Below are 21970 nucleotides of genomic sequence, written 5' to 3' on the forward strand. Positions count from 1 at the left end.
AACCCAGCTCTCTTGTCTGGCATCCCTAATCCAGTCCCGTCCTTGGACGGTAAACCCGCACGGGGTTCGCAGCTACTGCGACCTCTCCGGCTACGCCTGCGCGGTGACCGCGGCCGGGCCCGGATCGAACGGGCGCCATCGAGCGGGGATCGGCCCCGCCAACGGATGGAGCCTCACATGTCGGATCTCAGCCTCGCACAAAACCACGCATTCGATCTTGCCCGGACCCTGATGGTCCCGGTCATCCTCTTCGAGGTGGATGGCGAGATCGGCGTCATGATTTCCGCCGAGTATGACGGCGACGAAGACGCCATCATCAACGAATACGATCCATTTGCTTACGGATCGGCTCATTGAGCCGATCACCCCTTCGGGGGAAGGCGTGCCGCTTGCGCTGATGCGCGCGCAAGGGAGGCTTCGCCGCGAGCTTTCCCAGCAGATCTGCACATTGCGAACCGCGCCCTTGCGCGCTTCCATCTTCGCGGCCTGGGCGCTGCCAGTCCGAAAAGTCAGGAAGGCTAAAGGAAGTGAAATGGAAAAAAATGAGATCGAGCAGCTGCGCGCCCTGGTGGGCTGCGCAGCCGTCCTCGAGCATGAAGACTTCGCGATAGACACGAAAGAGAGCACGCGCCGGGCGGTAAAATTCCGGCGCGACGATGACATCGTCATCGTCATCCATGATGACAGGGGCTGGTTCGATGCACGTTCAGACGCCAAGGGCGACGTTTTCGCGCTCGCAAGCTATCTCCATGGGATCGGCTTTGCCGAGGCCTTGGCGGTGGTCAGCGATCTCGTCGCGTTTCAGCCCACCGCACCGACCTGGGACAAGCCTCTCCGTCAAACCCAAACAGGGGCTGCGGTCGCTGACCGCTGGAACCACCGAAAACGGCCGTGGCGCGGATCGGCGACGTGGACTTACCTCCAGCGATGCCGGCGCTGCCATGGCAAGTCATCTCCGCGGCGATCGAGGCGGACGTTCTTCGAGAAGGCCCATATGGCTCGATGTGGGCGAAACATGTCGATGAGGCTGGCGCCGTCATCGGCTGGGAGGAGCGCGGTCCGGACTGGCGCGGGTTTTCCACCGGCGGCGCCAAGGCGCTCTTCCGGTTTGGAAAGGTGGATGCCCGTCGGATCTGTGTGACGGAGGCGGCGATCGATGCGCTCAGCCTGGCCGCGATCGAGCAGACACGATCCGACACGCTCTATGTCAGCACCGGCGGCGGGTGGTCGCCGCTAACCGCGCTCGCGTTGGAAAACCTGGCTTCCGGGGAAGGCGCATGGCTGGTGGCGGCGACCGAAAACAATGTTCAGGGTGAGGTCTTTGCCGATCGTCTGCGCCAGATGGCGGAATGCGCCGGGTGTGACTTCTCGCGGCTGAGGCCGGAATCGGAGGATTGGAATGAGGAATTGAAGGAGAGAAGGGAGAGAGGAGAGCTGCCGCATACGCGGACAGCGCATCAAGGGTGAAGCTGCCGCCCGCCTTACGGCGGCCCTTGACCCGCTGCTCGCGAGGCGCCGGCTGAGGAGGGGTGATCAAAGGACTGAACAGAGAGGTCGATCAGGCTTCGCTTCAGTCGCAACCCCGAAGGAGCCGCAGATGTTCAATCCTCCCACCATCCGTAAGGTGTTCGAAGGCGTGGCCAGCCGCCATGAGATGTACGCCCTGTTCAACCGCCACAGCCAGTCACCATTCAACGATGACCGTATTTCCGGCACGCGTTATGTCGGTGAGTGGTTCGAGATATCCGAAGCCGACCACGACCGCATGTTCGAGATCCTCCCTCCGCTGTTTTACCGCAGTGACATGTTCGCCATGCGGGAGTTTCTGGCCGCCAGCGTCACCAGCGTGTTTTTTGCACTGACGATCGATGATCGATCCCGATGGTTTCACGGCTATTGCGACCTGGGCGATCGCCAGTCACCCGACCGCATGTGTGCCGAGATCATCACCCGCGAATCCCGTCCGGTGCGTGCCATGAACCGACAGGAAAAGCTCGATCATATCTGGAGCGCGACCGGTCCGGATTTCCGTGGTTATGCCGACGCTCGCTTTCCAGCCGATCTGCGCAATCGCCAGATCGTGCTCGTTTATCCCTCTGCCCAGGGCAAAATCTGGAAGCTTCTTGCCGATCTGACCGACGAGGAGATCGCCGCCAAACTGCCGGTGCAATTCCGTCTTCTGCCGGAAACCATAGCTGCCTGACGGCAGTCTTCACGTCCAAACCTCCACCATCCGCAGCCTGGCAACACCGCTTCTTCCCGCGAGTGTGCCTCGGCGCGCCCACTCACAGGAGTTTACCAATGGCGCATGACGATCCTTTCGCTGTCGACCTATTCGGCAATACAGCTCTCGCATCCGGTTTCGATCTCGGCTTGACGGGTTTCGCAGCAGACTTCGCGACCGATATCGACCCCCGGCCCTTGACGCCGGCACCAGCCGCTCCGGTCCGCAAAGAACCGAAGCCCACGCCGCAGATACGGGAGAAGGTCGATTTTCGGCTGGAGGGTTCTCGCGGTCTCGCAAAATCTTGGCGCGACCGTGCGCGTGACAATATCGCCGCCATCCTGCTGGCGAACGAGATCGAACGTCACGGCCTGCCTGCCCGACCTGACCAGCAGGCCAGGTTGATCAAGTTCACCGGCTTCGGCGCCTCTGATCTGGCCAACGGCATATTCCGGCGTCCGGGCGACGAGGCGTTTCGCAAAGGCTGGGAGGAGCTCGGCAGCAATCTCGAAAGTGCTGTTGCGCCAGATGATTACGCGTCGCTGGCGCGCTGCACCCAATATGCCCATTTCACGCCGGAATTTATCGTTCGTGCCATCTGGTCGGGCTTGATCCGTATCGGCTTCATGGGTGGACGCATCCTGGAGCCGGGTATCGGCACGGGGATGTTTCCGGCGCTGATGCCGGATGCTCTCTCCAAGGTGAGCCATGTCACCGGTATCGAGCTTGATCCCGTCACCGCCCGTATCGTCCGGCTGCTCCAGCCACGCGCGAAAATCATCACAGGTGATTTCTCGCGCTCGAACCTGCCCGCTCATTTCGATCTCGCGATCGGCAATCCCCCCTTCTCGGATCGAGCGGTGAAGAGCGATCCGGCTTTCCGCAATCTCGGCTTCCGGCTGCATGACTATTTCATCGCCAAGTCCATCGACCGGCTGAAGCCCGGCGGGTTTGCCGCCTTTGTCACGTCGTCCGGCACCATGGACAAGGCCGATGCCCGAGCCCGCGACCACATCGCCGGCATGGCCGATCTTGTTGGAGCAATCCGCCTGCCCGAAGGCAGTTTCCGCGCTGACGCTGGCACGGATGTCGTTGTCGATATCCTCTTCTTCCGGAAGCGTCATGCTGACGAGCCGGCTGGAGACGACAGCTGGCTCGATCTCGCGGATGACCACGACGCCGATTGGCGCGATCTTCCGGCTCGAACATGCTCTCGGCGGGTTTGAACATGAGCGCGAGAACTATCGCAATCGGCTCGCCGATGCGAAACGTCGCCTCGCCTCCTACACACCGCGTCTGGGGGAAAGCTTCTCATTCCAAGCCGAGCTTGAACTCAAGCTGAGCCAATTGGACGAGATCGAGAGGGATCTGGCGGCAACCGCCGATGAACCAGAGGAGGATAGCCAGGAAGCCGCGTAAACTGCGGTATATTCACCGTCACTTGAAACGGGGTCGGACCATACACATCTACCGGTCATCACCCGTTTTGATGGTTTGCCTCACAGTGGCGATTGCCGCGCGTGCGTAGCTGTCCGGGTTGGAAGGGCGCTCCCCGAAAGGGTCGAGTGCCCTTTCGTTTTCAAGTACGCGAGCACGTTTTGCCATCGGACCCAAATTCTTTATCAGCCTGTCAGGCTGCGGAGCGGTGCTTTTTTGGCACGAGATCTTGCCGGGTTTTCTTTTGTGACGGGCCCGGCATCATCATCGAACAAGGAAGAGAGGACGACCGGATGCCGGTCCGGAAAACGGGCGACAAGCTCCAGGGTGCCGCCCATGGCCCCGACATAACTGCGCAACGTGGACAGAAGCAGATCGCTCCGCTTCTCCAGGCGCGAAATATTTTCCTGTTTTACACCGAGCGTTTCGGCCATCCGGACCTGGGTGAGGTCGCGCGCCTTGCGCAGATCCTGCAGTGTCCGGTATTCCTCGAGCCGCTCGTTGCCCAGCTGTTCGAGCCGTTCGCGACGTTCCGCAGGAAGGCCCTGAAGGACGTCATCCAATGATCTAGCCATTCTTTTTCTCCTTCATTGCGTCGAGATGCTGTGTCAATCGCTGATCGGCTTTTGCGATCAGCACTTTGTAGAACCGCGTCTGACTGCCGCCCGATTTGTCGCCTGCCACCAGGAGGATTGCCCGGCGCTCGGGATCGAACGCATAAGCCAGTCGCCAGACGCCGTCTGCAGCCTTGAACCGCAATTCCTTCATATTCGCGTGTGCCGATCCCTTGAGCGTATCGGCGTAGGGACGACCAAGTTGTGGACCGTAAGCTTTCAGGAGCGGCAAGGCCGCGAAGATTTCGTCCTGTACCTCTTCCGGCAGGGCTGAAAACTCCGGGTCGAACTCGTCGTGGAGCAGAACTGCCCATTCCTTCGTCATAATATGATCTCAGAGTTATATGCTGTCAAGGTTATATTTTGGAGTGATTCTGTTCGGCATCCAAGCTCAACATCCTACAACGCCTGGTGCGAATGGCCAATCGGGATCGGGCAGATTTAACACGAGGGTAAAACGGAGAGGGGAAAGAAGGGGATAGGAAACCGGTTCGCAAGGCCGGTCCAACGGCTGCCGGTTCCCTCAATCGCGCCGGTCGCCGAGACCGGGCCAGCTTGTCTCGCAAGGCAGGTGTGCCTCGCTCTCCCGCAAGCCAGATCTGCTCCGGCGCAATTGCAGCCGCCGGCCCATCCTGCGGTTCGGGAGGTGTCTTCGAAATGAAGATGAGGAGGCAAGGACAGTCCGTCCGCCCGAAGCTTAAGAGGTCATTCACATGCAGTTGATTACAGCCGATCCCCGCAGCCTGAAAGACAATCCCGACCGGTCCCGTCAGTCGAAATCTTCGCCCCAGTCCGACGCGCTGTTGTGCGCATCGATCAGGGCCATCGGTGTCGTCCAGCCGCCGATTGTCAAACTCGATCCGGAAGGCGGCAACAGCTACATCATCGTCTTCGGACACCGCCGCGCCGCCCAAGCGATTGCCGCGGATCTCATGGAAATCCCGCTGCTGCTAACCGATCCCTCCGACGATCTCGGCGCCATGCAGTCCTTTGCGGAAAACATCGCCCGTGAACCGTTGAACCCGGTCGACCAGTGGCGAGCCATTGAGCGGCTGGTGGCCCTGGGATGGACCGAAGAGTCGATCGCCATGGCGCTGGCGCTCCCCAGTCGGCAGATCCGCAAACTCAGGCTTCTGGCCAATATCCTGCCCTCGATGCTCGACCAGATGGCGCGTGGCGATATGCCGAACGAGCAGCAGCTGCGCACAATTGCGGCTGCCGGTCAGGACGAGCAGGCCGAGGTCTGGAAAAAGTACAAGCCAAAGAAACAGGATCCGCAAGTCTCTTGGTGGGAGGTCGCCCGCGCGCTGACCACGACCCGGATGCTGGCCAAACATGCGAGCTTCGGCGAGGATCTAGCGCAGGCTTACGGCATCACCTGGGTCGAGGACCTGTTTGCCCCCGCTGACGAGGATAGCCGCTATACCACCGACGTCGAGGCGTTTCTCGGAGCGCAGCAGGAATGGCTGGCCAACAATCTGCCCAAGCGTGGTTCGGTCATCGAGGCCAATGAATACGGCCAGGCCAAGCTCCCGGCCAAGGCGCAACAGGTCTATGGCAAGCCGGGCAAGGGCGATCTGACCGGCTGGTACATCAACGCGCGCGACGGCTCGGTGCAGTCGGTTGCCTACCGAATACCCGAAGTGAAGAAGGCCCGGCTGGTCAAGGATGCCGAGGGTGTCGAAACCCTCGTAGAGGAGGTCGAGGCACCGAAAGAGCGGCCCGATGTGACCCAGAAGGGTCTCGACATGATCGGTGATCTGCGAACCGATGCTCTGCACGAGGCACTCGCCCGTGCGCCGATCGAAGACGACACGCTGATGGCTCTGCTCATTCTAGCCTTCACCGGTACGAATGTCAGCATCGCCAGCGGTGCATCGGACAATCCCTATGGTCATGCGAAATGCGGGCCGCATGCTGCCCGGTTGATCGGCGAGAACGGCAAGCTGTCCTTCGATCGCGAGACACTGTTGCAAGCTGCGCGCTCAGTGCTGATCGAAGTCCTGTCTCTGCGGCGCAATCGCTCCGACAGCGGCCTGATGGCCCGTATTGCCGGGGATGCGATCGGCGCCGATCAATTCCTGCCCAACATGGCGACCGAAGACTTCCTCTCATGCCTGTCACGCGCAGCACTTGAGGCCGTCGCGGAAACGGCGGGGGTGCCCGGTCGGATCAAGGTGAAGGATACCCGTGGGGCATTGGTCGAGCATTTTGCCGACGGACGGCTGGTGCATCCAGCAGCGCTGCTCGCGCCTTCCACTGTGGACCTGCGGTCATGGGTTGGACGCTACATCAGGGCTGACAGCGGACTGGAGGATGCCCACGACGACCCCGATACACTCGCAGAGCAGCCTTCCGGTGGTGACCTCGTAGACCATTCCGTCGCCGAGGAAGAGGCCGACGAGGGTTTCCGCGAGGCCGCCGAATAGCATCGGTCGAACGAGTCTGAACCCGACGCCGCTGGCTGATGCCGGCGGCGTTTTTGTTTCCAGCAATCAGAAGGAGTTTGTCATGGCAGAGATCCATGATGACATGGCCGCGGAAAAAGCGGTGCATGAAGCCGAAATAAGGGCATTGGAACGGCCAACAATACAAGCAGGAGCATCGACACCTTGGGGCATGGCACAGGTCTCGCGGCAATATGCCGACGATATCGTTCTGCATTCGACCGCCAGTCACGGTGGTTTCCATCTCGCCGAGAATGCCAACGCCGTCGTCCATCCCCTCTATCGCAATGACGACGGATTCTACGAGGAGGATTGTGAATGGGCAAAGGTCGCCCATGCCTTCCCGCAACTGTTCACTGCCTATGAGCGGCGCTTGGCCGATCGCACGCTTCGCGACTATTTCCCTCATGCCTACGAGCGCGTCACGGGAGCAATACTGAACGGCGGTCAATCTCGCATGCGGGACAGGCAGGAATTCGAGAGTCTCCACCGCAACGACTGGGTCGTCATCGCGGCCCTCAATTGCGATCACCAGCCTGGCTTTGTCGAGTGCGTCGCGACGCTGGGTGGGATCCGGGGCGAGACCGGCGAACGGCGGTTTCTGGTTCCGCGCTCCGACTACACGATCGGCCGGCATGGCTTCGTCATCGATCCAGTGAAGCACCAGTCCTATGATGGTCCGTCCAGCTTCGTGACCTGGGCGACGAGGCAATGACTGTCGCATTCACAGACAGCGACACACCTCGAAATCAGGTGATCGACTTTACCGGGCTCTATCGCAGGATCTGGGCACGGCAGCGGGATTATCGCTTCCGGCGGGCTGAGCTGACACGACAAACGAAGGCGCGGTGGAAATGAGAGGAAAGCCCGGCCACAGTGAGGGTGCGATAAAGCGTTGATCGAAGCGCGGAAGACATGGCACGGGGCAACCGGCTTGCAATGGCGTGTGCTTGGGGCCGAGATTTGTCAGTGCCCCTTGTGGGTGACGCGGCGTTGCCAAGGTGGGATCGCCATGGCGATTGCATCATGCTGTCGTGAACCAGATCGTCGGCCGGCACAGCACCTCGGTTTTGCTGCGGTCTGACATGGGCGCGCCCCGGTCAAAGGCCGCTTTCGCGCCGCGTTGCGGCAGGATCATCGCCTCGTCGCAGGGCAGGCCCGCGTCTGTTGCAGCCCGCCTGAGGCGGGCAGCACCATCCGCAAACCTTCCCCGCTCCTCCTGGCAATGGCCTGACCTTGGGCCGGGCCGCTGGTGCCCATGTCCTTTTGCCCGCACCCGAGGGGCTGAGCCGGAAGACAACCGGCACCCCGGGCTTCGCTGAAACATCGCTCATAAAGGATCCGATCATGGCACCGCTCAACCGCCCCACCCAGAAAAACCGTCTGGCAAAATCCCAACGCGCCACCACACTCGAAATGGTCAGGCACGCCTGCCCCGATACAGCCCAGGCACTGCGCATCTCCGAGAGCTTCGGCCTTGCCCTCATCGACAGCGACGGGATCCGCGACCTCCACCGCGGCCAGTTGATCAAAAGCGCCGATGCCCTGAAGGATGGCCTCGCCGAAAAGGCCATGCAGATCCACATGCAGCGCATCGTCGGATCGTTTGTCGGCTCCGCCTACGGCGCCGGGCAATTCTACAGCCGCGCGGTCACAGAAGCTCGCGATCTCACCACGAAACTGTCCAATGATACCAGAGACGAGGACCTGGACGGCCCAGTAGGCTTCGACAGCCGCGCCCAGCGCAAGCGCGAGTTCGCAGCCGACATGGGCCTGCAGGCCCACGTGCTCCGCATGGCAGCCGAAGGCGCCATCTCGGCCTACGAGGATGTCACCGGCGAAACCTGGAAGCCTTACGAGCGCACGGTCGAGCAGCCCGCCAACTCCGTCGATCAAAAGGCCGCAACGGCACAGATGGCAGCCTTCGAATAGCCGGATGCGGGGCTTCGGCCCCGCGTTTCACCAGCGTCTGGTTCCGTCCCTACAACCTGGTTCGGAAAAAGAAAAAAGGGCCGACGGAAAACCGCGGCCCATAAGTGTGAAGGTCATGGACCTCCAGAGGGGAACAGCTACTGCGGCGGAACTGGGAGGAAACCGCCATGTGCATCAGCTGAAGTCTGTATGCATGAATTTTCAACACGCTGCACCTAATTTTTGTGCAGTGCAGCTATGCGTTGGGCAATCAGGTGACTGTTCAGGCGCCTTTCAAAGTGCTGGCGCTCCTCAGGTGACGTGTGTCAGTTAACACTGTCAAAATGCAGGGTTCACTTGAAAGCAAGGCCGCCCGTGTCATCAACTTTTCGCAATTCCAGTCTTGGCAGCGAATGAAGCCAGCCATATTCTCGGGCATGGCCAAATTCTTCCCGACTCTCGAACCGCAACACCATCGCTTCATCGTGGCACAGCACATGTTCTTCACCGCATCGGCAGCGCCGACCGGTCATGTCAACATGTCTCCGCGCAGCACGGACATGTTTCGTATCCTTGGCGACAACGCCGCGATGTATCTCGACCGCACCGGCAGCGGCAACGAGACCGCTGCCCATCTGGGGATAAACGACCGCCTCACCATCATGTTCTGTGCGGTTTCCGGGCCGCCGCTAATCATGCGGCTGTTCGGCAAGGGGCGCGTCATCCATCGCGACAGTGACGAGTTTGCCAGCCTGCTGGACGAGCGGTTCGACGGCAACGCGCCGCTCGGCGCGCGGCAGATGATAAGGCTCGACTTCGATCTGGTTCAGACATCCTGCGGCTACGGCGTGCCGTTGTTCGAATACCAGGAAGAGCGCCCGCAGATGGACGCCTGGGCCAAGGCCAAGGGCATCGACGGGATCGACGACTACTGGCGGGAAAAGAACCAGGTCAGCCTAGACGGCTTTCCGACCGGCCTTTTCGAAACGCCCGGCTAGCGGAACCACTGGCTCTCGCGCCAAAACCCAGCTTATGGACAGTAAATCAACTTTGGAGGCGGTAACCGCCGCGTCCGTGGCCGGCGTAGGTTGCCCGCTGGGTGTCAGCGCCGACACGACACGTGGCCGCTTGAACGACGCTGAGAACCCGATGGATCTGCCGACGAGAAGGTAGAGCGGTTCCCAGTAATGTTGATCATCAAGGCCTGGCGCCGCGACCCGCTAAGCGAGGGGCTACAATGCTCCATTCGCGGCAGCCTCCCACATGCAGTCGTTGGCTCCGACCATTCGATCCGGGCTGTTGGCGCTATGCACCCGTTCCCATTGGTCATCACCAGAATGATGCCATTTGCCGTAATCCTTGATCCGGTCCACTGGCACGTCCACTGCGGTCTCGATGGGGCATGTCTGACCAAAGACCACCTCGCGCTGCTCGGCTCGATCGGCATCCGCAACGGCCGGCTCGTTTTCTTCCCCTGTGCGCTGAAGCGCCCATTCCTCGCGATGACCATCAAGAAAGCCTCTCCCTGGCCGTCCTCCACTGCGTTTCGGCCTTTCAGGTGCAGGCCGATCGTCCCCGGTCCTATCGACTGCCATCGAGGCCGCGATGGAAGCGGCCCGAACAACCGAAAGGAATACGACAATGGCAACCATCGGCTCTTTCACCGCTTCAGCAAACGGCTTCTCGGGCACCATCAAGACCCTCAACCTCAACGTCAAGGCAACCATCCGCGCCGTCGAGCGCACTTCCGAAAAGGGCCCGGACTACCGCATCCTCGCGGGAGCCACGGAACTCGGGGCAGGCTGGAAGAAGACCTCGAACGAAGGCCGCGACTACCTCTCGGTCAAGCTCGACGATCCGAGCTTTCCGGCCCCGATCTACGCAACGCTGATCGAGGTCGAAGGCGAGGAAGGCCTCTCCCTCATCTGGTCCCGGTCGAACCGGGACTGAGACTGGATACCCCGCCCGCCAAGGCGGGGCTCTCCACGTCAGGGATCACTTGTTCAGTGCATCCTTGAGTGCCTTGGCAGGCGCAAAGGTCAGCTTCTTCGAAGCGGCCACAGTCATCTTTTCTCCGGTCGCGGGATTGCGACCCTCGCGCTCAGGCGATGCCTTCACCTTAAACTTCCCGAAACCGGGGATCGAGGTTTCAGCATCGGAGCCTGCTGCATCGGCGATCGCCTGGAACACGGCTTCGACGATGCCCTTGGCCTGGACCTTGGTCAGGCTGTTGTCGGCTGCAATCTTGTCGGCGATTTCATTGGTGGTGGTCATGGAATTCCTTGCATCTTGTTGTCAAAGATAAAATCCGTGTCAGCTTATGACCGAATTGTCATCGGCGACGATGGAGACGAGGATCAGATCCGTGGGATGTCCACAGGTCGTTTTGGCTGATAACCCCGTTTGCGCTTCTCGCGAAGCACGTCGAGGAACAGGTTGATGGCCTGGCTCTCGTTGTCAAACAGATGCACCATCTGCTGTCCGCGCGTTCCAATCCGCCCCCAGGCGCGTACAAGCGACACTTCGCCGAACAATGTCGGCTGAACAGCAAGGGTGTAGAACCGCGCCATGTTTTTTTCCGGCGCGATACGCTCGACATAGAGGTGGTAGGGCTGGGTGATCATAACAGAAGAATCGCGCGTTCGGATTCGTCCGTCCAATGACAGTTTTGAATCGGATGGGCATTATCGATTCACAGCGTTGATCCGTCGTCGTCCGTTTCATTCGCACCAACTCCGACGCGATCCTTGCCACTTCCGAGCCAAGCCTTCGGCGACGAGAATATCACCGACCGAGCGCCGATCCCGGTAGACGATCCTGAGCTTGCGACCGAAGCGATCTTCATCCCTGGCGGTCGTCTGGAGCGAGATTGGACCCGAATTTAGGATGTCAAGCAGACGCTGTTTCGCCGCAAGCCCTCGCTCGCGTTCGCGCTCACATCGCGGCGGGCTAAGCTCCGGCGTGTCGATGTCGGCGATCCTGATCTTCTCACCTCGAAACCAGAACGTATCACCATCCACCACGCAGGTGATCCGTTGTCCGCTTCCGCAGATAGAGAAGGCTTGGCTCGGGCTGCGTGCACTGCTTGAAGGCTGGGCTGAGGCAACAGATGCGAGGACGCCAATGGCAAAGGGGGATAGGCTGGCAATTGCCGTAAAAAGTCTCGATGTCATGTCGACTCTGTGTCTGTCTTCGGAGCGGCCTTATAGCTGTTCACCGCGTCTGTGGCTTGCTTGTGAAACCGGTTTTCCCCGACGGACGCGCTCATATCCTTGCGTCGGAACCAGATGGCCCGTCCGCATCTGAGCGGCGGATTGCCCGATGTGAACACGATCTGCTCGTCGGCGCGCATGCGCAGCACCTCATGCGGCAGGATCAGCGGCCGGCGGCTGAGCTGCCGGGAGCGTGAGTGCGACGATCCCTTCATTCCTGAAGAGCGGTTTGTCTGGTCGACCTCGACCGTCGTATCGCCGCAGCGTTTCGAGATGTAGTCGGCAGTATCAGGGTCGTTGATCGCGGCAAACGAGATCCACGACGCGGATTCGAACCACTTGCTCGTCGCGTCCCGCCCGCCATAGGCCTCGCGCATCTGGCCGATGGACTGGAAGATCATCGTCAGCGTGATGCCGTATTTGCGCCCGGCGTCGCGCGCGGTCTCTAAGATGCGTAGATAGCCAAGCCTGGCGACTTCGTCGAGCAGGAAGAGCGCGCGACCTTCCACATCGCCATTTCGATTGTAGATGGCATTGAGCAGCGATCCGATAACCACACGCGCCAGTCCGGGGTGGGCTTCCAGTACCTTCAGATCTAGCGCTATGAAGATGTCGGTTCCGCCATCGGCGAGATCGTCGGTCGAAAAACTGTCGCCTGAGACGAGCGCGGCGTAGTTCGGATAAGATAGCCAGTGGGTTTCTTTCACCGCATTGGCGTAGACCCCGGAAAAGGTCTCAGGCGTCATGTTGACGAAGACCGAAACATTCTCCTTCACGAAGTCCGATTCCGACTGCTCGTAGATCTTGGTCAGACGCGCCCGCAGCTTCGGTTCCGGCTCGGAAAGATTGACTCTCACACGGCGCAGCGTCTGGTCTTGCTCGTCCGTGTGACCGGACAGCCAGACGTCGGCAATCAGAGCCGTCAGAAGCTGCATGGCCGACGCCCGAAAGAAGTCGTCGCGCGCAGAGGCCGAGCGGGGATTGTCGGTCATGATCCACGTTGCGACGGCGACGATGTCCTCTTCTTTCGTGCTGCCATGTCGCCCGATCCAGTCGAGCGCATTGAAGCCCACGCCTGACGTCGAGGGATCGAGAATGATCACCTTCCGGCCAGCCTTGCGGCGATGCTCCGATACCATCGGTGCGACCTCGCTCGACGGGTCGAGGACAACGAGACTGCCACCCCACTTGAGCGCGGTCGGGACCGTGACCGACGTCGTCTTGAAACCGCCGGATCCGGCGAAGACGATGCCATGCGAGGAGCCAAAGGAGCCGTCGAAGCATAGGAGCGGGCTCTTGCCTCCCGCGCCCCAGGTCGACGGATCGTCGGCGCGGAACGACACAGCCGCAACGCTGTCGCGATCGACGCGGTACCGTTCGCCGACGACGATGCCGCCGGGATCGGGGAAAAGTTTTGCCGCCTCCTGCACCTTCATCCAGTCGGCCTCGCCATGCACGGCGCGTTTGCCGCGGATACGGCGCGGCGCCGAACTGGCAAAAGCCGCATTGCCGCGAAGACCGACGCGCAGCGCGAAGACGCCGGCAAGGAATGTGACGGACGCGCCAAGCATCGTCGCCGGGTCCGCGTAGGCGAATACCGACTGTCCGCCCGGAACGTTGCCGGCGATGCTGGCAAGCCGGACCGCCTCGCGGATCGCCGCGATGAAGATCGCCGCCACGCTGCCGCTGACAACGCCCCACCCGGCCGCCCTGATGTTCGCAGCGCCATTGGCCGCGAACAGGAAGATCGTGCCGATCGCAGCCGCTGTGATGTAGGGCAGGGCGAGACCGATCCGCCCGAGCATCAGCTTTGTCTGCGCTGTCCTTCCGAACGCCGCCAGCCATCGCTCGATCCCCGGCATGAGCATCATCGCGGCGATCATGATTGTGGCCGGGATGACGGCGAGGAGAATTCTATTCACCGTCACGACCAAAGGCCTCCGCGCCGATGGCGGTCAAGCGTGACCGCTCTTCTTCGTCGCCCTTGAACCGGCGGCCGCCGTCGACCAACAGCCCGAGCAGCAGCGCCCGCTTTTCGTAACGCAGTCCTGCCTTGACGATCAGCCCGCCGAGCTCGATTTTTTCGCGGGAGTCCTTCTTGCGTGCTTCTGACGTCATCGACTTTGCCATCCGTTCAAGCCTCGCCAGACCCGCCTTCATCCGCGCCAGACGCGAGCGCCGCGGACGGCTCGGTACCGGTCCGGCTCTCTCCGGCTTGTCTCTTTCCGGTCGCCGAGCCCTTGCCGCCACGAAACCGTTTGGCGACTTCCTCGAAGGCTGACTGAAGCTCGGCCTCCTCGATGTCGATTTCCCCAAGCCCAGCTTTTAGCGCAATCCGCCCGATGCGCTCGGCCTCGCGTGTTTCGGCCTGTTTCAGCTGGTCCTGCAATCTGGCGATTTCTTCCCTGATCTTCGATGATGGTTTCTTCATTCCGGTCGCATCTCCCTGGAAATCTTGGGCGTCTGTTCCGTTGCAAGATTTCCCCAAAAGCACGTCCGAAGGAATGTGCAGATCTGCACGTCGGCAAAGCCGACACTTTGGAGGATGATCCCGCCGTTCCGAAGGAGCGGATCCAAGGGCGCAATTATACGTCGCTGATGCGACGTGCTTGCCCACGGCCCTGGCGGGGCCGTCGTAGGGTTGTCGCTTCCGACGAACGAGGTTCGAACCAGGAGTGTTTTACGCCGTGGCCATCGCCCATTTTGCAGCCAGTATCGTCAGCCGCGGCGGTGGCCGCAGCGTGGTGCTGTCTGCGGCCTATCGGCACTGCGCGAAGATGGAGTACGAGCGCGAGGCCCGTACCATCGACTACACCCGCAAACAGGGGCTGCTTCATGAGGAGTTTGTGCTTCCTGCGGATGCTCCGAAATGGGTGCGGGCGCTGATCGCAGACCGCTTCGTTTCCGGTGCGTCGGAGGCCTTCTGGAACAAGGTTGAGGCGTTCGAAAAACGTGCCGACGCGCAGCTGGCTCGCGACCTGACGATTGCACTGCCGCTGGAGCTTACACCCGAGCAGAACATCGCCCTGGTCCGTGATTTCGTGGAAAAACATATCCAGGCGAAGGGCATGGTCGCCGACTGGGTTTACCATGACAATCCCGGCAACCCGCATATCCACCTGATGACCACATTGCGCCCGCTAACCGAGGAGGGGTTCGGATCGAAGAAGGTGGCGGTCAATGGCGAGGACGGCCAGCCGGTCCGCACGAAGTCCGGGAAAATCCTCTATGAGCTCTGGGCGGGTTCGACCGACGACTTCAATTCCTTACGCGATGGATGGTTCGAGCGGCTGAACCATCACCTGGCGCTCGGCGGCATCGATCTCCGTATCGACGGCCGTTCCTACGAGAAGCAGGGTATCGACCTCGAACCGACGATCCATCTTGGCGTCGGGGCGAAAGCCATCGAGCGCAAGGCGAAAGAACAGGGTGTTCGGCCAGAGCTCGAACGGATCGAGCTGAACGAACAGCGCAGGTTGGAAAACACCCGCCGCATTCTGAACAACCCAGCCATCGTGCTTGATCTGATCACCCGCGAGAAAAGCGTTTTCGATGAACGCGATGTCGCCAAGGTTCTGCACCGCTATGTCGATGGCCCGGGTGTCTTCCAGCAACTGATGTTACGCATCATCCTGAACCGGCAAGTCTTGCGTTTGCAGCGGGACACGATCGAGTTCGCGACCGGAGAAAAGGTGCCCGCCCGTTATTCGACCCGGGCGATGATCCGGCTGGAAGCAACGATGGTGCGGCAGGCGTTGTGGCTGTCGAACCGGGATGGTCAAGCTGTCTCCGATGCTGCTCTGGACGCAACGTTCCGGCGACATGAGCGGCTCTCGGAAGAGCAGAAAGCGGCGATCGAGCGGATCGCCGGTCCCGCCCGGATCGCGGCCGTGGTTGGACGCGCCGGTGCTGGCAAGACCACGATGATGAAGGCTGCCCGCGAGGCGTGGGAACTGGCCGGATACCGGGTTGTCGGTGGGGCGCTTGCCGGCAAGGCGGCCGAGGGCCTGGAGAAGGAAGCCGGCATCGAAAGCCGCACGCTGGCATCATGGGAGCTGCGCTGGAATCGGGGCCGTGACGTTCTCGATGACAAGACCGTCTTCGTCATGGACGAGGCCGGCATGGTCGCCTCAAAACAGATGGCCGGCTTTGTCGATGCCGTCGTCAGGGCAGGCGCCAAGATCGTTCTGGTCGGCGATCCCGAACAGCTCCAGCCGATCGAGGCAGGGGCTGCCTTCCGCGCCATCGTTGACCGCATCGGTTATGCCGAACTCGAGACAATCTATCGCCAGCGCGAGGACTGGATGCGCAAAGCGTCACTCGATCTGGCGCGAGGCAACGTGGAAAAGGCGCTGACCGCTTACGAGGCCAATGTCAGGATCACGGGAACGCGCCTCAAGGCCGAGGCGGTCGAGCGGCTGATCGGTGACTGGAACCACGATTACGATCAGACGAAGACAACGCTGATCCTCGCGCATCTGCGCCGCGACGTTCGCATGCTGAACATTATGGCCCGCGAAAAACTCGTTGAACGCGGCATTGTCGGTGAGGGCCATGTCTTTAAAACGGCTGACGGCATTCGCCAGTTCGACGTGGGCGACCAGATCGTCTTCCTGAAGAACGAGACCTCGCTCGGCGTCAAGAACGGCATGATCGCTCATGTCACTGAGGCCGCACCGAGCAGGATCGTTGCTGTCATCGGAGAGGGTGATCAGCGCCGGCAGGTCATCGTCGAGCAACGCTTCTACAGCAATCTCGATCATGGTTACGCCACCACGATCCATAAAAGCCAAGGCGCTACCGTCGACCGCGTAAAGGTGCTGGCAAGCCTCTCGCTGGACCGGCATTTGACCTATGTGGCGATGACCCGCCATCGCGAGGATTTGCAGCTCTATTACGGGACGCGATCCTTCGCCTTCAACGGCGGGCTCAGCAAAGTTCTCTCCCGCAGGAACGCCAAAGAGACCACGCTCGATTACGAGCGCGGCACGCTTTACCGGCAGGCGCTGCGGTTCGCTGAAAGTCGCGGCCTCAACATCGTCCAGGTGGCCCGCACACTTGTCCGCGACCAACTTGACTGGACGCTGCGCCAGAAGACCAAATTGGTCGAGCTTGGCCAGCGCCTTGCAGACTTTGCCGAGCGTCTCGGTCTGCACCACCCCTTAAAAACCCAAACGATGAAGGAGGCCGCGCCCATGGTCGCAGGCATCAAGACATTCTCCGGTTCTGTTGCCGACACAGTGGGCGACAAACTCGGCGCCGATCTTGCCCTGAAGCAGCAATGGGAGGAGGTCTCGGCCCGTTTCCGCTATGTCTTCGCCGATCCCGAAACCGCATTCCGGGCAATGAACTTCGACACCGTGCTGGCCGACAAGGACAGCGCTCGTCAGGCCTTGCAGAAGCTGGAGGCGGAGCCGACATCGATTGGGGCGCTGAAGGGTAAGACCGGAATTCTGGCCAGCAAGGTTGATCGCGAAGCACGCCGCATCGCCGAGCTCAACGTGCGCGCCCTGAAGCGCGATCTCGAGCAGTATCTGCGGATGCGCGAAACTGCCTCGCAGCGGCTGCAAGCCGATGAACAGGCTCTGCGCCAGCGCGTATCGATCGACATTCCAGCACTGTCACCCGCAGCGTGCGTCGTGCTTGAGCGTGTGCGCGACGCGATCGACCGCAACGATCTGCCGGCAGCTCTTGGATATGCGCTGAGCAATCGCGAGACCAAGCTGGAGATCGACGGCTTCAACAAGGCCGTCACCGAACGCTTTGGCGAACGCACGCTGCTCACCAATGCCGCGCGTCAACCGTCTGGTACGCTCTTCGACAAACTCTCCAACGGGATGCAGCCGGCGCAAAAGGAACAGCTGAAGGAAGCCTGGCCGGTGATGCGGACAGCGCAGCAGATTGCTGCTCACGAGCGCACGACACAGACGCTGAAGCAGGCAGAGGAGCTGCGCCTGACGCAGCGCCAGTCTCCGGTGATGAAGCAATGACGCGCCGCGGAATATTCCTGTTCCTGGCCGGCGCGGGCGGAGTGATCGCCGGTCTGACGGCTATCGCATCAATGGGCGGCTATCGGTTGAACCTGACGCCGAGCGAGCCGCTTGGGCTTTGGCGTATCGTCGCCCTGCAGCGCCCCGTCGAGGCCGGCAATCTCGTGTTCATCTGCCCACCGGCGACAGCGTCATTCGAGGAGGCGCTGCGCCGCGGTTATCTTCGCCGAGGCCTCTGCCCCAGTGGCTTTGCGCCGCTGATCAAGACAGTGGCGGCACTTCCCGGACAGCATGTCGAAATTGGAGCGAATGTCACGGTCGACGGAAGGCCTCTTCCTTCATCGATCGTTCGAACGAGCGATGGCGAGGGCAGGGCGCTCACGCCGTACACGGGCGGCATCGTGCCGCCAAAAAATCTGTTTCTTCACTCATCCTTTGCGAGCTCCTATGACTCTCGGTACTTCGGGCCGGTTCCCGATACGGGCCTTCTCGGCCTGGCGCGGCCGGTCCTCACCTTCGACCCATAGCTGGTGGCGATCTTGCCTGCTTATCGCCGTATCTATCGCCTGCGGATGGATTGCCTGGAGCGGCAATGTGCTGGCCCTTCCTGTTGCTGTGTTGTTTCCGGCGCTATGGGCGATGTCACCGTCGCGGCTAACGGCGGTGCTCGTGTCGGCGGGATATTTTCTCGCTGCCTCGCGAGGGCTGCCGCAGGGCGTCGCCAACTTCTATGCCGCCGATCTCTGGCCCGGCCTTCTGCTTTGGGTGGCCGCTTCGCTCTCCTTTGCCGGTGTGCATGCGGCACTCTGGAAAGGGCAACCGGAAGGGAAGTCTCCGGGAGCAGGTCGAACGGGAATGGCAATGGCGGCGCGCTATCTGGCGGCGGCGATGCTGATGGGATTGCCGCCCCTCGGCATCACCGGCTGGGCACATCCACTGACGGCAACCGGCGTGCTCTTTTCGGGATGGGGATGGTGGGGGCTGGTCGCGATGACAGCCGGCCTCGCGATGATGACATCGCGATATTGGCCGGCTGCCGCCATCGTCCTGGGAGGATTCTGGCTCTGGTCCGCCGCTACGTGGACATCACCTGATATACCCGAGGGATGGAAGGGCGTCGACCTCGAACAGGGTGAGAAACTCGGACGAGACGGTTCGCTTGACTATCACCGTGACCTGATCGCAACGGTGCGCGCGGCGGCATCAGTGAAAACCCGGTTCATCGTTCTTCCCGAAAGTGCACTCGGTTTCTGGACACCGACCGTGGCAAAGCTCTGGAGCCAAGGCTTGCGAGGCTCGGAGCTCACTGTAATAGCCGGCGCGGCCGTCATCGATCCGGGCGGCTACGACAATGTCATGGTGGCGGGTTCGGCTGACGAAGCACGAATTCTCTACCGCGAACGCATGCCGGTCCCGGTGTCCATGTGGCAGCCATGGCGGGCATGGACCGGGCAGGGCGGTGGAGCTCGCGCCAACCTCTTCGGCAATCCAGTTGTGCAAAGCGACGGCCAGAAGCTCGCCGCGCTGATCTGCTACGAGCAGCTCCTCCTCTGGCCGGTCCTGCAGTCGATGCTGCATTCCCCCAGCGCAATCATTGCCCCGGGCAACGGATGGTGGACCGAGGGAACCTCGATCGTCGCCATTCAGAACGCGAGCGTGACCGCCTGGGCAAAACTCTTCGGACTGCCCGTCGTCACGGCGTTCAACACATAAGGAGATATTCGCGATGGTCGATGCCGCCCTCATCAAGGAATGCAGCGATCCCGGCCTGAAGCCGGCGATCGTCGAACAGTTCATCGAGCGGGCAGGGGCACCGGACCCGCTCGCAGTCACAGTTCGCTCTGGAAACCGCGTCGTACTGGTGGCCGGGCCGAAGACGGCGGAGGAGGCGTTGGCTCTGATCCGAGACAACCTCGGTCGCAATACCGTTCGCGTCGGGATCACACAATATCCCGCCGGGCTCGGCATTGTGGAGGCGGGCCAGATGAAGCCGGACCTGGTCGATGCTTGCGAGAACATGCGTATGGGCACGGCACTCTTCGCCAAGGTCTATCGGATCGTGACCAAATCGTATGGAAATCCAACGGCCAAGGATGTCCTGCCGCAAGTGTTAGATGATGCGATCATCGCCTGGCAGACAGGATACTTTGAGGGGATGGCAGTGTTTCGGGCGGAGGATCCCGGTAAGATGAAACTCGTCGATCCAGAATCTGTGGAAAGGGGCGAAATTGAACCGATCATCGATGAGGCTCCGGCCAGTGGCAACGCCGAACGTGCGAAAAAGGACGATGCTCCGTCCGATCCGAACAGTGCCGGCATTCGCATCGATCTGTCGGGGATCGGCGCTCGCAAACCGTAGGACTGGGCCGGGACCTTACGTGTTGGTCACACCCAGCCTTTCGCTCAACCTCGTCATCAGGTCCATGCGCTCATGGAAAATGCCGACAATCAGCGCGGGCTCGTTGTCGCGCGGCAGGCAGAAGACATAGTGGTGCTCGCAATGGGCCATGCGTAGCGTCGGATAAAGCTCGCCCACGTCTCTGAAAGGTGGCTGCCCCGAGGCGAGCCGGGAAAAACCTTGCTCCAGCCTGGTAATGTAGCGGCGAACCTGCGCATCGCTCCATTGTTTGCGCGTGTAGCGAATGATTTCGCGCAGGTCGGTTTCCGCGCCATTCGCCAGAACATAGGTTGTGGTCAACCGCGGCTATCCTTAGCCAGTTCCTCGTCAAGAACCTCGCTTACGCTACGGGTGGACACTTTTCCCGCCAGACTTTCACCGATGCGATCGCTCAGCAGCGATTTCAACTGCTGCCATGCCACTTCACCATCCGCGTCCCCGGGAAACAGGCGTTCGAGCGCATATTGCTTGATCGTCTTTCCCTGTAAAGCGGCAGTCGCCTTCAGATTTTGATGCTGCTGGTCGGTAATATCGATTGTCAGTCGGCTCATACAACAAACTCCAGAGATAGTTACAAACCCACATTAGCACAAATGTTGGCATCTGGCCAATTGGGCTGTTCTCGGGAGGCGCATGCAGCGGAAAAGTGCGTACATTACGGCTGGGTCCGGCCACATAGTGTGTTTCGCCAAACTGCAGGCGATGCCAGCCTCACATGAGAAGGAATTTCCACCACTTGTCGTAAAGCTGGAACAAGTTTGTCCCATGATGGCGTTGTATGGTGTTGAATATCTTTGGCCGAGGACAGGATGTGAAGATTTGCACCGCGGTGATTTCGATCGACACTGGCGTCATTCTGGAATGTTTCTTATAAGAGGGCACGCAGTACGTGCTGCGTTGCGGCTTAGAATCCGCAGATGAACGGTTGGCGCTGACCGGAATGGCGCCAGGAACCCTCTGACCTTGTGTCCGGGGGCCTGTGACGTATGTCCAGGCTCCGGCTAAAGGTCGCAGGGCCGATTCATCTCGGATTCTAACCCCCGGGCAAGGGTTCAAAGGGTTCAACGTTTGCGGGGGCGTACCGCAGACTAACCAGGGTTAGGTCAGGAATGGAACTGGAAGATGCAATCGTGACGAATAGGGTCGAGCTCCGCCCATTGATCGGGCTGACGCGTGGACTACCTCCGGCGGACCTGGAAGCAATCACGATCGATGCTATCCGGACACACCGGCAGTTGGTGGAAAAAGCCGATGAACTCTTCCAGGCTCTCCCGGAGACTTACAAAACCGGAAAAGAAGCTGGCGGCCCACAGCATATTCGATACATTGAAGCGAGCATCGAAATGCATGCGCAGATGAGCGCCCTGAACACGCTGATCAGTATTCTTGGCTTCATTCCCAAGGTCGTCGTTAACTGACAGCGGTAAAAGTCAGGCGCCGACATCATCGTGTGATGGCGGATATGGCTGTATAGTTTGGTTTCCGTGCTTAAGCTGCGCGATCTAGTGGTGGCGTTGCCCATTGTGCTCCCCGGCGGGAGCAAGCTTATTCTGTGTCGTCGATCATTTCAATGATTTCGAAGCTTTTGATGAGCGTCGAGATGTCTTCATTTAGTAACACAAGCGCCACGTTCGGCGAAATTGCGCGGATCTGAATTTTCACGAGATAACCGGTTTCCACACATGTTCAGGATACTCGGCCGCCTCGCGCTTAAACCGGTAAACTGCCTCACGGGCG

At 60.7% G+C, this 21970-nt stretch carries 26 protein-coding genes and 2 pseudogenes; 15 read left to right on the forward strand and 13 right to left on the reverse strand.

Features of this window, described 5'->3' with window-relative positions; genetic code table 11:
* Positions 1-177 precede the first annotated feature (177 nt).
* Complete coding sequence (locus tag V6582_RS26665; RefSeq protein WP_156587883.1) at positions 178-357, forward strand: hypothetical protein; 180 nt, start codon at positions 178-180, stop codon at positions 355-357.
* Here the strand turns inward: V6582_RS26665 and V6582_RS26670 are convergent.
* A complete protein-coding gene (locus V6582_RS26670; protein WP_349508982.1) occupies positions 317-679 on the reverse strand; it encodes a hypothetical protein in 363 nt (120 codons plus the stop codon). The two genes, V6582_RS26665 and V6582_RS26670, sit on opposite strands and share 41 nt — an antisense overlap.
* Here V6582_RS26670 and V6582_RS26675 point away from each other — a divergent pair.
* From V6582_RS26675 to V6582_RS26690, 4 genes and pseudogenes are all read left to right on the forward strand, one after another.
* Positions 569-1467, forward strand: a pseudogene (locus V6582_RS26675) (DUF3991 and toprim domain-containing protein). The gene V6582_RS26670 and the pseudogene V6582_RS26675 sit on opposite strands and share 111 nt — an antisense overlap.
* Before the next feature lie 130 nt (positions 1468-1597).
* Positions 1598-2203 carry a DUF1419 domain-containing protein gene (locus V6582_RS26680; protein ID WP_156543424.1) on the forward strand — a complete coding sequence of 202 codons (606 nt, stop codon included), beginning with the start codon at positions 1598-1600 and terminating at the stop codon, positions 2201-2203.
* Positions 2204-2301: 98 nt separating this feature from the next.
* Positions 2302-3393, forward strand: a pseudogene (locus V6582_RS26685) (N-6 DNA methylase); the annotation flags it as partial.
* Complete coding sequence (locus tag V6582_RS26690; RefSeq protein ID WP_156634942.1) at positions 3392-3643, forward strand: hypothetical protein; 252 nt, start codon at positions 3392-3394, stop codon at positions 3641-3643. The pseudogene V6582_RS26685 and the gene V6582_RS26690, both read left to right, overlap by 2 nt.
* A 203-nt stretch (positions 3644-3846) precedes the next feature.
* Here the strand turns inward: V6582_RS26690 and V6582_RS26695 are convergent, their stop codons facing one another.
* Together V6582_RS26695 and V6582_RS26700 are read right to left on the reverse strand one after the other, a co-directional pair.
* On the reverse strand, positions 3847-4224 hold the full coding sequence (locus tag V6582_RS26695) for an XRE family transcriptional regulator (protein ID WP_197434538.1): 378 nt from the start codon (positions 4222-4224) through the stop codon (positions 3847-3849).
* Positions 4225-4228: 4 nt separating this feature from the next.
* The gene (locus V6582_RS26700) at positions 4229-4600 is read right to left on the reverse strand and encodes a type II toxin-antitoxin system RelE/ParE family toxin (protein WP_070150050.1); all 372 of its coding nucleotides are present in this window, start codon (positions 4598-4600) and stop codon (positions 4229-4231) included.
* A 388-nt stretch (positions 4601-4988) separates the two neighbouring features.
* Between V6582_RS26700 and V6582_RS26705 the strand changes: the two genes are divergently transcribed.
* Positions 4989-6704: a ParB/RepB/Spo0J family partition protein gene (locus V6582_RS26705; protein WP_156634935.1), complete on the forward strand. Its 1716-nt coding sequence runs from the start codon at positions 4989-4991 to the stop codon at positions 6702-6704.
* 82 nt (positions 6705-6786) lie between these two features.
* Entirely contained in the window at positions 6787-7437 is a 651-nt protein-coding gene (locus tag V6582_RS26710; RefSeq protein WP_070150034.1) for a DUF7007 domain-containing protein, read from the forward strand.
* Between the two features lie 309 nt (positions 7438-7746).
* On the opposite strand, the gene V6582_RS26715 is transcribed toward V6582_RS26710, so the two are convergent.
* A complete protein-coding gene (locus V6582_RS26715; RefSeq protein WP_143051701.1) occupies positions 7747-8049 on the reverse strand; it encodes a hypothetical protein in 303 nt (100 codons plus the stop codon).
* Between the two features lie 20 nt (positions 8050-8069).
* Between V6582_RS26715 and V6582_RS26720 the strand changes: the two genes are divergently transcribed.
* Together V6582_RS26720 and V6582_RS26725 are read left to right on the forward strand one after the other, a co-directional pair.
* Positions 8070-8654 carry a hypothetical protein gene (locus V6582_RS26720; RefSeq protein ID WP_349508972.1) on the forward strand — a complete coding sequence of 195 codons (585 nt, stop codon included), beginning with the start codon at positions 8070-8072 and terminating at the stop codon, positions 8652-8654.
* A 416-nt stretch (positions 8655-9070) separates the two neighbouring features.
* Positions 9071-9631 (forward strand): pyridoxamine 5'-phosphate oxidase family protein, encoded by a 561-nt coding sequence (locus tag V6582_RS26725; RefSeq protein ID WP_070150046.1) that lies wholly within the window; start codon positions 9071-9073, stop codon positions 9629-9631.
* Positions 9632-9865: 234 nt separating this feature from the next.
* Here V6582_RS26725 and V6582_RS26730 read toward each other — a convergent pair whose 3' ends face one another.
* The gene (locus V6582_RS26730) at positions 9866-10285 is read right to left on the reverse strand and encodes a hypothetical protein (RefSeq protein ID WP_156543428.1); all 420 of its coding nucleotides are present in this window, start codon (positions 10283-10285) and stop codon (positions 9866-9868) included.
* On the opposite strand from V6582_RS26730, the gene V6582_RS26735 reads away from it, so the two are divergent.
* Positions 10275-10583 carry a DUF736 domain-containing protein gene (locus tag V6582_RS26735; RefSeq protein ID WP_156543429.1) on the forward strand — a complete coding sequence of 103 codons (309 nt, stop codon included), beginning with the start codon at positions 10275-10277 and terminating at the stop codon, positions 10581-10583. The two genes, V6582_RS26730 and V6582_RS26735, sit on opposite strands and share 11 nt — an antisense overlap.
* Positions 10584-10628: 45 nt before the next feature.
* Here V6582_RS26735 and V6582_RS26740 read toward each other — a convergent pair whose 3' ends face one another.
* From V6582_RS26740 to traC, 6 genes are all read right to left on the reverse strand, one after another.
* Positions 10629-10907, reverse strand: a complete 279-nt coding sequence (locus V6582_RS26740) for an HU family DNA-binding protein (RefSeq protein ID WP_070150039.1) — start codon at positions 10905-10907, stop codon at positions 10629-10631.
* An 83-nt stretch (positions 10908-10990) separates the two neighbouring features.
* Positions 10991-11257, reverse strand: coding sequence for a WGR domain-containing protein (locus tag V6582_RS26745; protein WP_070150040.1), 267 nt, complete (start codon positions 11255-11257; stop codon positions 10991-10993).
* Between the two features lie 96 nt (positions 11258-11353).
* Positions 11354-11806, reverse strand: coding sequence for a thermonuclease family protein (locus V6582_RS26750; RefSeq protein ID WP_070150041.1), 453 nt, complete (start codon positions 11804-11806; stop codon positions 11354-11356).
* Positions 11803-13773, reverse strand: a complete 1971-nt coding sequence (gene traG / locus V6582_RS26755) for a Ti-type conjugative transfer system protein TraG (protein WP_070150042.1) — start codon at positions 13771-13773, stop codon at positions 11803-11805. The genes V6582_RS26750 and traG overlap by 4 nt, the downstream gene beginning before the upstream one ends.
* On the reverse strand, positions 13760-14005 hold the full coding sequence (gene traD, locus V6582_RS26760) for a type IV conjugative transfer system coupling protein TraD (protein WP_114386963.1): 246 nt from the start codon (positions 14003-14005) through the stop codon (positions 13760-13762). The genes traG and traD overlap by 14 nt, the downstream gene beginning before the upstream one ends.
* Complete coding sequence (gene traC, locus V6582_RS26765; protein ID WP_060716558.1) at positions 13980-14276, reverse strand: conjugal transfer protein TraC; 297 nt, start codon at positions 14274-14276, stop codon at positions 13980-13982. The genes traD and traC overlap by 26 nt, the downstream gene beginning before the upstream one ends.
* 256 nt (positions 14277-14532) lie before the next feature.
* Here traC and traA point away from each other — a divergent pair, with 256 nt between their 5' ends.
* From traA to V6582_RS26785, 4 genes are read left to right on the forward strand one after another with little or no spacing between them, the layout of a single operon-like run.
* A complete protein-coding gene (gene traA / locus V6582_RS26770; RefSeq protein ID WP_337737928.1) occupies positions 14533-17835 on the forward strand; it encodes a Ti-type conjugative transfer relaxase TraA in 3303 nt (1100 codons plus the stop codon).
* Positions 17832-18362, forward strand: coding sequence for a conjugative transfer signal peptidase TraF (gene traF / locus V6582_RS26775; protein WP_070150043.1), 531 nt, complete (start codon positions 17832-17834; stop codon positions 18360-18362). The genes traA and traF overlap by 4 nt, the downstream gene beginning before the upstream one ends.
* A gap of 16 nt (positions 18363-18378) precedes the next feature.
* The gene (locus V6582_RS26780) at positions 18379-19548 is read left to right on the forward strand and encodes a conjugal transfer protein TraB (protein ID WP_070150048.1); all 1170 of its coding nucleotides are present in this window, start codon (positions 18379-18381) and stop codon (positions 19546-19548) included.
* A 13-nt stretch (positions 19549-19561) separates the two neighbouring features.
* Complete coding sequence (locus tag V6582_RS26785) at positions 19562-20194, forward strand: TraH family protein (RefSeq protein ID WP_070150044.1); 633 nt, start codon at positions 19562-19564, stop codon at positions 20192-20194.
* Between the two features lie 15 nt (positions 20195-20209).
* Here the strand turns inward: V6582_RS26785 and V6582_RS26790 are convergent, their stop codons facing one another.
* Positions 20210-20533: a type II toxin-antitoxin system RelE/ParE family toxin gene (locus V6582_RS26790; protein ID WP_070150045.1), complete on the reverse strand. Its 324-nt coding sequence runs from the start codon at positions 20531-20533 to the stop codon at positions 20210-20212.
* Positions 20530-20784, reverse strand: a complete 255-nt coding sequence (locus V6582_RS26795; RefSeq protein WP_060716562.1) for an antitoxin — start codon at positions 20782-20784, stop codon at positions 20530-20532. The genes V6582_RS26790 and V6582_RS26795 overlap by 4 nt, the downstream gene beginning before the upstream one ends.
* Positions 20785-21342: 558 nt before the next feature.
* On the opposite strand from V6582_RS26795, the gene V6582_RS26800 reads away from it, so the two are divergent.
* Positions 21343-21651: a transcriptional repressor TraM gene (locus V6582_RS26800; RefSeq protein WP_060716563.1), complete on the forward strand. Its 309-nt coding sequence runs from the start codon at positions 21343-21345 to the stop codon at positions 21649-21651.
* Positions 21652-21970 lie beyond the last annotated feature (319 nt).

This window comes from Agrobacterium vitis, assembly GCF_037039395.1.
In the GTDB taxonomy this organism is placed as follows: domain Bacteria; phylum Pseudomonadota; class Alphaproteobacteria; order Rhizobiales; family Rhizobiaceae; genus Allorhizobium; species Allorhizobium vitis_E.

What these genes read in the sequence shown, in the direction of transcription:
- V6582_RS26665 (WP_156587883.1), top strand. Translation starts at nt 178, where the DNA reads ATGTCGGATCTCAGCCTCGCACAAAACCACGCATTCGATCTTGCCCGG.
- V6582_RS26670 (WP_349508982.1), bottom strand. Translation starts at nt 679, where the DNA reads ATGGATGACGATGACGATGTCATCGTCGCGCCGGAATTTTACCGCCCG.
- V6582_RS26680 (WP_156543424.1), top strand. Translation starts at nt 1,598, where the DNA reads ATGTTCAATCCTCCCACCATCCGTAAGGTGTTCGAAGGCGTGGCCAGC.
- V6582_RS26690 (WP_156634942.1), top strand. Translation starts at nt 3,392, where the DNA reads ATGACCACGACGCCGATTGGCGCGATCTTCCGGCTCGAACATGCTCTC.
- V6582_RS26700 (WP_070150050.1), bottom strand. Translation starts at nt 4,600, where the DNA reads ATGACGAAGGAATGGGCAGTTCTGCTCCACGACGAGTTCGACCCGGAG.
- V6582_RS26705 (WP_156634935.1), top strand. Translation starts at nt 4,989, where the DNA reads ATGCAGTTGATTACAGCCGATCCCCGCAGCCTGAAAGACAATCCCGAC.
- V6582_RS26710 (WP_070150034.1), top strand. Translation starts at nt 6,787, where the DNA reads ATGGCAGAGATCCATGATGACATGGCCGCGGAAAAAGCGGTGCATGAA.
- V6582_RS26715 (WP_143051701.1), bottom strand. Translation starts at nt 8,049, where the DNA reads ATGTTTCAGCGAAGCCCGGGGTGCCGGTTGTCTTCCGGCTCAGCCCCT.
- V6582_RS26720 (WP_349508972.1), top strand. Translation starts at nt 8,070, where the DNA reads ATGGCACCGCTCAACCGCCCCACCCAGAAAAACCGTCTGGCAAAATCC.
- V6582_RS26725 (WP_070150046.1), top strand. Translation starts at nt 9,071, where the DNA reads ATGGCCAAATTCTTCCCGACTCTCGAACCGCAACACCATCGCTTCATC.
- V6582_RS26735 (WP_156543429.1), top strand. Translation starts at nt 10,275, where the DNA reads ATGGCAACCATCGGCTCTTTCACCGCTTCAGCAAACGGCTTCTCGGGC.
- V6582_RS26730 (WP_156543428.1), bottom strand. Translation starts at nt 10,285, where the DNA reads ATGGTTGCCATTGTCGTATTCCTTTCGGTTGTTCGGGCCGCTTCCATC.
- V6582_RS26740 (WP_070150039.1), bottom strand. Translation starts at nt 10,907, where the DNA reads ATGACCACCACCAATGAAATCGCCGACAAGATTGCAGCCGACAACAGC.
- V6582_RS26745 (WP_070150040.1), bottom strand. Translation starts at nt 11,257, where the DNA reads ATGATCACCCAGCCCTACCACCTCTATGTCGAGCGTATCGCGCCGGAA.
- V6582_RS26750 (WP_070150041.1), bottom strand. Translation starts at nt 11,806, where the DNA reads ATGACATCGAGACTTTTTACGGCAATTGCCAGCCTATCCCCCTTTGCC.
- traD (WP_114386963.1), bottom strand. Translation starts at nt 14,005, where the DNA reads ATGAAGGCGGGTCTGGCGAGGCTTGAACGGATGGCAAAGTCGATGACG.
- traC (WP_060716558.1), bottom strand. Translation starts at nt 14,276, where the DNA reads ATGAAGAAACCATCATCGAAGATCAGGGAAGAAATCGCCAGATTGCAG.
- traF (WP_070150043.1), top strand. Translation starts at nt 17,832, where the DNA reads ATGACGCGCCGCGGAATATTCCTGTTCCTGGCCGGCGCGGGCGGAGTG.
- V6582_RS26785 (WP_070150044.1), top strand. Translation starts at nt 19,562, where the DNA reads ATGGTCGATGCCGCCCTCATCAAGGAATGCAGCGATCCCGGCCTGAAG.
- V6582_RS26795 (WP_060716562.1), bottom strand. Translation starts at nt 20,784, where the DNA reads ATGAGCCGACTGACAATCGATATTACCGACCAGCAGCATCAAAATCTG.
- V6582_RS26800 (WP_060716563.1), top strand. Translation starts at nt 21,343, where the DNA reads ATGGAACTGGAAGATGCAATCGTGACGAATAGGGTCGAGCTCCGCCCA.